The organism is Streptomyces sp. NRRL B-24572, from assembly GCF_002156145.1.
Taxonomy (GTDB): domain Bacteria; phylum Actinomycetota; class Actinomycetes; order Streptomycetales; family Streptomycetaceae; genus Streptomyces; species Streptomyces vietnamensis.
In genome coordinates this window covers 1-8,237 of record NZ_MWIG01000735.1, presented here as the reverse complement: position 1 = coordinate 8,237, position 8,237 = coordinate 1, and the positions used below count along the sequence as shown (strand labels likewise).

General features: G+C 69.9%; 8 protein-coding genes and 1 pseudogene. 7 read left to right on the top strand and 2 right to left on the bottom strand.

The annotated features are described in order from the left end of the window. A pseudogene (locus CCN56_RS34805) lies at nucleotides 1–450 on the bottom strand (regulator); the annotation flags it as partial. Between the two features lie 288 nt (nucleotides 451–738). Here CCN56_RS34805 and lipB point away from each other — a divergent pair. The 4 genes from lipB (at nucleotide 739) to CCN56_RS34785 (ending at nucleotide 3,854) form a co-directional block, all read left to right on the top strand. Continuing rightward, a complete protein-coding gene (gene lipB, locus CCN56_RS34800; protein ID WP_086831790.1) occupies nucleotides 739–1,572 on the top strand; it encodes a lipoyl(octanoyl) transferase LipB in 834 nt (277 codons plus the stop codon). A 104-nt stretch (nucleotides 1,573–1,676) separates the two neighbouring features. Further along, nucleotides 1,677–2,645, top strand: coding sequence for a lipoyl synthase (gene lipA / locus CCN56_RS34795; RefSeq protein WP_041128874.1), 969 nt, complete (start codon nucleotides 1,677–1,679; stop codon nucleotides 2,643–2,645). Between the two features lie 278 nt (nucleotides 2,646–2,923). Further along, entirely contained in the window at nucleotides 2,924–3,139 is a 216-nt protein-coding gene (locus CCN56_RS34790) for a hypothetical protein (RefSeq protein WP_041128875.1), read from the top strand. A 10-nt stretch (nucleotides 3,140–3,149) separates the two neighbouring features. Next, complete coding sequence (locus CCN56_RS34785) at nucleotides 3,150–3,854, top strand: DUF4191 domain-containing protein (RefSeq protein WP_041128876.1); 705 nt, start codon at nucleotides 3,150–3,152, stop codon at nucleotides 3,852–3,854. Nucleotides 3,855–3,916: 62 nt separating this feature from the next. Here CCN56_RS34785 and CCN56_RS34780 read toward each other — a convergent pair whose 3' ends face one another. Continuing rightward, nucleotides 3,917–4,384 (bottom strand): RDD family protein, encoded by a 468-nt coding sequence (locus tag CCN56_RS34780; RefSeq protein WP_086831789.1) that lies wholly within the window; start codon nucleotides 4,382–4,384, stop codon nucleotides 3,917–3,919. Between the two features lie 220 nt (nucleotides 4,385–4,604). Between CCN56_RS34780 and glnA the strand changes: the two genes are divergently transcribed. From glnA to CCN56_RS34765, 3 genes are all read left to right on the top strand, one after another. Further along, complete coding sequence (gene glnA / locus CCN56_RS34775) at nucleotides 4,605–6,029, top strand: type I glutamate--ammonia ligase (protein ID WP_086831788.1); 1,425 nt, start codon at nucleotides 4,605–4,607, stop codon at nucleotides 6,027–6,029. Between the two features lie 229 nt (nucleotides 6,030–6,258). Further along, on the top strand, nucleotides 6,259–6,993 hold the full coding sequence (locus CCN56_RS34770) for a tRNA-dependent cyclodipeptide synthase (protein WP_086831787.1): 735 nt from the start codon (nucleotides 6,259–6,261) through the stop codon (nucleotides 6,991–6,993). Continuing rightward, entirely contained in the window at nucleotides 6,993–8,186 is a 1,194-nt protein-coding gene (locus tag CCN56_RS34765; RefSeq protein WP_086831786.1) for a cytochrome P450, read from the top strand. The genes CCN56_RS34770 and CCN56_RS34765 overlap by 1 nt, the downstream gene beginning before the upstream one ends. Nucleotides 8,187–8,237 lie beyond the last annotated feature (51 nt).

Here is an 8,237-nt window from a genome sequence, read left to right as displayed (position 1 = left end):
GGCGACCCGGTCGTCGGCGCGGCCGATGAGCCAGTCGCGGCTGGGGACGACGAGGCCGGCCGGGGTGAAGGCGATCTTGCGGAGTTCGGCGTGGCTGCCGGAGTCCTTGCGCCACAGGCCGCTGACGATGTCGACGGCCTCCTCGGGGGTGGCGGCGAACTCCAGGCCCGCGTAGACGGGCGCGCAGGCGTCGAGACCGAGGTCCTGGGCGGAGAGGCGGCGGCCCAGGCGGCGGGTGAAGACCTCGGCGATGAGGGCGGGGGTGGTGCCGCGCGGCTGTTGTCCGCGGAGCCAGCGGGTCACGGAGGTCTTGTCGTACCGCAGGTCGAGGCCGTGTTCCAGACCGAGCTGGTCGACCCGTCTGGCGAGTCCCGCGTTGGAGAACCCGGCTTCGGCGATGAGCGCGGCGAGCTGGCGGTTCGGGATGCGCTGCGGTGGTCGTTCCGTCATCAGCTGTGCGGTCTCCTGCCTTCCGGGTCCGGGCGGCAGCCCCGTCGGACCCTCATGGAACGGCGTGAATTTAGCGGTCTCCACGGCCCGTACCGCCACCTTCGCCCCACATTCATCCGATCGTGTGAGGATTGACGGCATCGCTGACGTAGGCGCCCCCGTCCACCTGCCGGAGGGGCGTCCCCGGCGCCGCCGTACAGTGGCATGGGCGCGAATGACGCATGGTGCCGAGCCGGCCCGGGATGATCCCCGGTTCCCGGTTCCCGGCGCCCAGGAGGAGGCATGGCCGTGAGTGAGCTGCGATTCGTCCGCCTTGGGTTCGGCGAGGAAGCCGTCGAGTACCAGGTGGCCTGGGACAAGCAGCGCGAAGTGCACGCCGCACGGTTCGCCGACGAGATCGACGACACCTGTCTGCTGCTCGAGCACCCGCCGGTCTACACGGCCGGCCGGCGCACGCAGGAGAACGAGCGGCCGCTGGACGGGACGCCCGTGGTGGACGTCGACCGCGGCGGCAAGATCACCTGGCACGGCCCCGGCCAGCTGGTCGGCTACCCGATCATGAAGCTGCCCCGCCCGGTGGACGTCGTCGCGCACGTGCGCCGCCTGGAGGAGGCCCTGATCCGTACGGCCGCCGAGTTCGGCGTGGAGACGACGCGGGTCGAGGGTCGCAGCGGGGTCTGGGTCCTGGGCGACCCGGTCGAGCAGCGCCCGTCGATCGGCGGTCTTTCCCTGGACTTCGACCCGCGGCTGACGGACGAGGAGTTCGACCCGCGTCTGAACGGTCCCGAGTACGCCCCGTCCAACGCCGGCCAGCGCCGCGAGGACCGCAAGCTCGCCGCGATCGGCATCCGGGTGGCCAAGGGCGTCACCATGCACGGCTTCGCCCTCAACGTGAACCCGGACAACGCCTGGTTCGACCGGATCATCCCGTGCGGCATCCGCGACGCGGGCGTCACCTCGCTCGCCAACGAGCTGGGCCGGGACCTCGCGATCGAGGAGGTGCTCCCGGTCGTCGAGAAGCACCTGCGGGACGTGCTGGAGAACGCGGACCTCAAGCCGCGGGAGATCGAGCGCGAGAGCGCGGGCGAAGAGACGCGCGAGACGGTACGGGCCTCGGCCTGAGGAATGCCCAGCTCTGGCCACAGGTTGGCCACGCGTAGAGCAAGGCATGGAAGCAACGGGCGTACCCTGGTGTGCGCCGAAGAATCGAAGCTACAGGAGCCGATGTGTCCGCAGTCGCCCCCGACGGACGCAAGATGCTGCGCCTGGAGGTCCGGAACGCCCAGACCCCCATCGAGCGCAAGCCCGAGTGGATCAAGACCCGCGCGAAGATGGGTCCCGAGTACACGAAGATGCAGGGCCTCGTGAAGAGCGAGGGCCTGCACACGGTCTGCCAGGAGGCGGGCTGTCCCAACATCTTCGAGTGCTGGGAGGACCGCGAGGCGACCTTCCTCATCGGCGGTGACCAGTGCACCCGGCGCTGCGACTTCTGCCAGATCGACACGGGCAAGCCCGAGGCCCTCGACCGTGACGAGCCGCGCCGCGTGGGCGAGTCGGTCGTCACGATGGACCTGAACTACGCCACCATCACGGGCGTCGCGCGCGACGACCTGGAGGACGGCGGCGCCTGGCTGTACGCGGAGACCGTGCGCCAGATCCACCAGCAGACGGCGGACCGCGCCGACGGCCGTACGAAGGTCGAGCTGCTCGCCCCCGACTTCAACGCGGTGCCGGAGCTCCTCAAGGAGGTCTTCGACTCGCGCCCCGAGGTCTTCGCGCACAACGTCGAGACCGTCCCGCGGATCTTCAAGCGGATCCGCCCGGGCTTCCGGTACGAGCGCTCCCTGGACGTCATCACCCAGGCCCGCGACTACGGTCTGGTCACGAAGTCGAACCTGATCCTCGGCATGGGCGAGACCCGCGAGGAGATCAGCGAGGCGCTCCAGCAGCTGCACGACGCGGGCTGCGAGCTCATCACGATCACCCAGTACCTGCGCCCCTCGGTCCGGCACCACCCCGTGGAGCGCTGGGTGAAGCCGCAGGAGTTCGTGGAGCTGAAGGAGGAGGCCGACGAGATCGGCTTCTCCGGTGTGATGTCGGGCCCGCTGGTCCGTTCCTCGTACCGCGCGGGCCGGCTGTACCAGCAGGCGATCGAGAAGCGCGGCGCGGTCGACAACGCCACGCAGGCGGTCTGATCGCCCACACGGCCGCCGTGTGAATCGGCGCACAAATAGTTACCGGCCGGTACTGGCCGAATTCGGTGCGGTCCGTACGACCCCGCAGCTCAGCGGGGACGTACGGGCCGCACCGTCGTTCCCCCACTCGCCCGACCGGCCGCATCAACGTTTCATCAGTGTTTGACCACCGGGTCACGCCCTGGTAACACCGATCTGTGAGCCTGGTTTCACTCACCGCCACCACCCACTCACGACCCCCCACCTCGTCTCACCCGCAATCGAGAGAGGACCCCGAGATGCCGGCCGCATCGACGCACGTCCGCGTCACCGCGATCCCGTCCGTCACCGACGCCCTGAAGGCCGTGGAGGCCCTGCTCCTGGGCGCAGGCCAGCGCACCGCCCGGCGCAACGCCTGGAACTCCGTCCTGGAGGACCGCCGCCGCGCCAAGGACCGGGTGGAGGCCCAGCACGTGATGGAGGTCGCGTCGGGCCGGGCTTCCCGGGCCACGTAAACTTCAGGACATGGCGAGGAAGGCAAACACGGGCAGCGCTGACGCTGCGAACCCCGGGCGACTGAAGCAGATCGCCCTCACGTACCAGATGACCCGGAAGGCGGACCCGAAGGTCGGTCTGGTCGTCGCGGGCGTGGGCATCGTCGTACTCGGTGTCCTCCTCGGGATCGGCTTCCTCATCGGTCATCCGGTCTACCTGGGCATCCTGGGCTTCGTCCTGGCGCTCCTGGCGGCGGCCATCGTCTTCGGACGGCGTGCCGAGCGCGCGGCCTTCGGGCAGATGGAGGGCCAGCCGGGCGCGGCCGCGGCGGTGCTGCAGAACGTCGGGCGCGGCTGGACGACGACCCCCGCGGTCGCGATGAACCGCAACCAGGACGTCGTGCACCGCGCGGTCGGCCGGGCCGGCATCGTGCTGGTGGCCGAGGGCAACCCGAACCGGGTCAAGACCCTGCTCGCGGCCGAGAAGAAGCGGATGAACCGCGTCGTGGTGGACGTGCCGGTGCACGACATCATCGTCGGCGACGGCGAGGGCCAGGTGCCCCTGAAGAAGATCCGTACGACCATGCTCAAGATGCCCCGCGTGCTCACCGGCCCGCAGGTCACCGCGGCCAACGACCGGCTGCGGGCGATGGGCGACCTGATGAGCAACATGCCGCTGCCGAAGGGTCCGATGCCGAAGGGCATGCGGATGCCGCGCGGCGGAAAGATGCGCTGACACCCGACCTGACGAGAAAGGCCCCGGACCACGCGGTCCGGGGCCTTTCTCGTATTCGATCCTCAGATGCGGACCTGGACGGCGCCGGAGAGGCGGTCGTGGAGGCCGCGGCCGTCGCGGTCCCAGATGAGGGCGGGGATCGCCAGGCAGACGAGCAGGGAGCGCAGCGCCACGCGGAACAGGCCGAGGCGTCCGCCGTTCACGGAGACGACGCGCAGGCCGAAGATCCGCTTGCCGGGCGTCGAGCCGACGGTGCCGACCGTCAGGACGCCCAGGACGAACAGGATGAGCAGGGCCCAGTTGCCCGTCGCCTGGTTGTAGCCGTCGGTGATCAGGCCGTATGCGATCAGCATGCAGAGGGCCCAGTCGACGGCGAGGGCTCCGAGGCGCCGCCCGGGACGGGCGATCGAGCCGGGGCCCTCCTCGGGCAGCCCGAGCTGCTCACCGCGGTAGCCGAAGTCGACGCCTGCGTCCTCGGCCGCCGCGCGGGGGCCGGAGAGCCAAGATCCGAGTGCTTGCCTGTTGTCCACCCGACCACGGTACTGTGCCCGTTTTTGATCAGTTCGGCCCGGGTCGGAGTACGGTGCAAGGGAGGCGGTGCGCCACCCGGCCCGGTTAACTTCGACGAAACAAACGGGTCATGCTTGAGAAATCCCGTCTGCCTATGGTCGGGTCCAGCGTGTGCCACCGCACTGGCCGCACGACCGCTGCAACCCCGCCCCTCCCCGGGCCGGGAGTAGGAGGAGTGGGATGTCCCAGAACAACGGGTTCCAGAACGCCGACGAGGTCCAGAAGTTCATCAAGGACAACGACGTCAAGATGGTCGACGTCCGGTTCTGCGACCTTCCGGGTGTGATGCAGCACTTCACGATCCCGGCGACGGCCTTCGACCCGTCCGAGGAGCTCGCCTTCGACGGCTCGTCGATCCGCGGTTTCCAGGCCATCCACGAGTCCGACATGGCGCTCCGCGCCGACCTGTCGACGGCCCGCGTGGACCCCTTCCGCCGCGACAAGACGCTGAACATCAACTTCTTCATCCACGACCCGATCACGGGCGAGCAGTACAGCCGTGACCCGCGGAACATCGCGAAGAAGGCCGAGGCGTACCTCGCCTCCACCGGCATCGCCGACACCGCCTACTTCGGCCCCGAGGCCGAGTTCTACGTGTTCGACTCGGTCCGCTTCGAGACCTCCGCGAACCAGGGCTTCTACCACATCGACTCCGAGGCCGGCGCCTGGAACACCGGTGCGGAGGAGAACAACCGCGGCTACAAGGTGCGCTACAAGGGCGGCTACTTCCCGGCCCCGCCGGTCGACCACTTCGCCGACCTGCGCTCGGAGATCTCCCTGGAGCTGGAGAACGTCGGCCTGCAGGTCGAGCGCCAGCACCACGAGGTCGGCACCGCCGGCCAGGCCGAGATCAACTACAAGTTCAACACGCTGCTCGCCGCGGCCGACGACCTGATGCTCTTCAAGTACATCGTGAAGAACGTCGCCTGGCGCAACGGCAAGACCGCGACCTTCATGCCGAAGCCGATCTTCGGCGACAACGGCTCGGGCATGCACGTCCACCAGTCGCTCTGGTCGAACGGCGACCCGCTGTTCTACGACGAGACGGGCTACGCGGGCCTCTCGGACACCGCCCGCTACTACATCGGCGGCATCCTCAAGCACGCCCCGTCGCTGCTCGCCTTCACCAACCCGACGGTGAACTCGTACCACCGCCTGGTCCCGGGCTTCGAGGCCCCGGTCAACATGGTGTACTCGCAGCGCAACCGCTCCGCCGCCATGCGCATCCCGATCACGGGCTCGAACCCGAAGGCCAAGCGCGTCGAGTTCCGCGCGCCGGACCCGTCCTCGAACCCGTACCTCGCCTTCTCGGCGCTGCTCCTCGCGGGCCTCGACGGCATCAAGAACAAGATCGAGCCGGCGGAGCCGATCGACAAGGACCTCTACGAGCTGGCTCCCGAGGAGCACGCGAATGTCCAGCAGGTCCCGACCAACCTGGAGGCCGTCCTCAACGCCCTCGAGGACGACAACGAGTACCTGCAGGCCGGCGGCGTCTTCACGTCCGACCTCATCGAGACCTGGATCGACTACAAGCGCACCAACGAGATCGCCCCGATCCAGCTGCGCCCGCACCCGCACGAGTTCGAGCTCTACTTCGACCTCTAAGCCGAGGCCGCTGCCTGACGAGGCCCGTCGCCCCCTTCCGAGGGGGCGGCGGGCCTCGTCGTTTTCCGGCCAAGATCACGGAAGTGTGAACAGCTGACGAACTCCCCTCCGTACCTACGAGTAGGGGGTTCACGCTCCGCGACTGGTCGATAGCGTGTCGTCGTCGCTGCCGCCACACCCGGAGCACAGGGCTCCGCTGGGACTAGCTGGCGCGATGAGGACTGCCTACGTGACTCAGGCGGCTTTCGCCCCTGCCGAGACGCTCCGACTCCAGCCGTACACCGATCACTGCCGCGTCATCGCCGACGAGGGCGCGCACGTGGTCATCGGCGTCTCCCCGGGGAACAGTTATTTCACCGCCCAGCGGCTGCGCGAGCTGACGCGCTGGGGCTTGGACCACTTCGATCAGGTCGATCTCGTCTACACCGATCTGCATGTCGCCGACATGTACGAGGCGCTGGGGTACGGGGCCGACGAGGCGCGGCGGAAGGCCGTCAAGAACCTGCGGGGGGTGCGGGCCAAGGTCGGGGCGGCCGTGGCGGAGGTCGATCCCGCGGGCGTGCGGGTACGGGCCCGCGGGATGTCGGAGTTCGGGGACGTCCCGGCCTACCGCGAGCTGCACCGCACGGTGCTCGACGCGGTGGCGGCGGACCCGGTGGTGCGGGAGACCTGCGATGCGCTGACCGGGATCTTCCTGGCCGGGAAGCTGGCGCCGGGGCAGGTGACCGACGAGCGGCAGCGGGAGGTGTGCCGGGCGTACATCTGCGCCGAGGTGCCGCTGTTCCTGGACACGCCCGCGATCCTCGGGGTGCCGTCCTCGCTCAACTGCTACCACCAGGCGCTGCCGCTGGCCGATCTGCTGTACGGGCGGGGGTCCGGGCTCCGGGCCTCGCGCAACCAGGGCCACGGCATCCTCACCCCCGTCGAAACCGTCGCCGAGACGACCGTTGAAGGAGCCGCGTGATGAGCGTCGCCGTCGAGACCCTGCCCGCCTTCCCCTTCGACTGGGACGGGACCCGGCTGCCCGCCGAGATCGCCGCGCTGCGCGCCGAACCGGTGCGGAAGGTCCGCACGATCGCCGGGGCCGAGGCCTGGCTGATCTCCTCGTACGAGCTGTGCAAGCAGGTCCTGGAGGACCCGAGGTTCAGCCTGAAGGACACCTCGGCTCCGGGAGCGCCGCGGCAGTACGCGCTGACGATCCCGCCGCACGTGGTGAACAACATGGGCAACATCACCGGGGCCGGGCTGCGCAAGGCCGTCATGAAGGCGATCAACCCGAAGGCGCCCGGCCTGGAGGAGTGGCTGCGGGCGCGGGCCGGGTCCCTGGTGGACGCGCTGGTCGCCGAGGGGGCGCCCGGAGAGCTGCGGGGCGGCTATGCCGATCCGTACTCGGCGGGGCTGCACTGCCGGATGCTGGGCATCCCCGAGGAGGACGGGCCGCGGCTGCTGCGCAGCCTGGACGTGGCCTTCATGAACGCACCGCGCGAGATCGAGGCGGCCCGGCTCCACTGGGACCGGGACATCGCCTACATGACCGAGCGCCTGGACGATCCGGCGACGGGCGGGCTGATGGCGGAGCTCGCGGCGCTGCGCGAGGACCCCGACTACGCACATCTGACGGACGAGATGCTGGCGACGGTCGGCGTGACCCTCTTCGGGGCCGGGGTGATCTCCACCGCCGGGTTCCTGACGATGGCGCTGGTGTCGGTACTGACCCGGCCGGACGTGCGGGAGGCCCTGACCGCCGGCGGCGCGCACGGGGTCCCCGGGGCGATGGACGAACTGCTGCGGGTGAACCTGTCGATCGGCGACGGGCTGCCGCGGCTCGCCCTGGAGGACGTACGGCTCGGCGAGGTCGACGTACGGGCCGGTGAACTGGTCCTCGTGCTCGTGGAGGCCGCGAACCACGATCCCGAGCGCTTCCCCGACCCGCTGGCCTTCCGGCCGGACCGGGAGAACGCCGCCGAGCACCTCTCCTTCGGCGGCGGGCGGCACTACTGCCCGGCGACGGCGCTCGGCAAGCGGCACGCCGAGATCGCCCTGGAGACGCTCCTCGACCGGCTGCCGGAGCTGCGGCTCGCGGTGCCGGTCGAGCAGCTGGTGTGGCGCACCAACTTCATGAAGCGGCTCCCCGAGCGGCTGCCGGTGGCCTGGTAGCGGGCGGGATCCCGGATCCGACGACGACGCTGCCCGGGCCCGGGCAGCGTC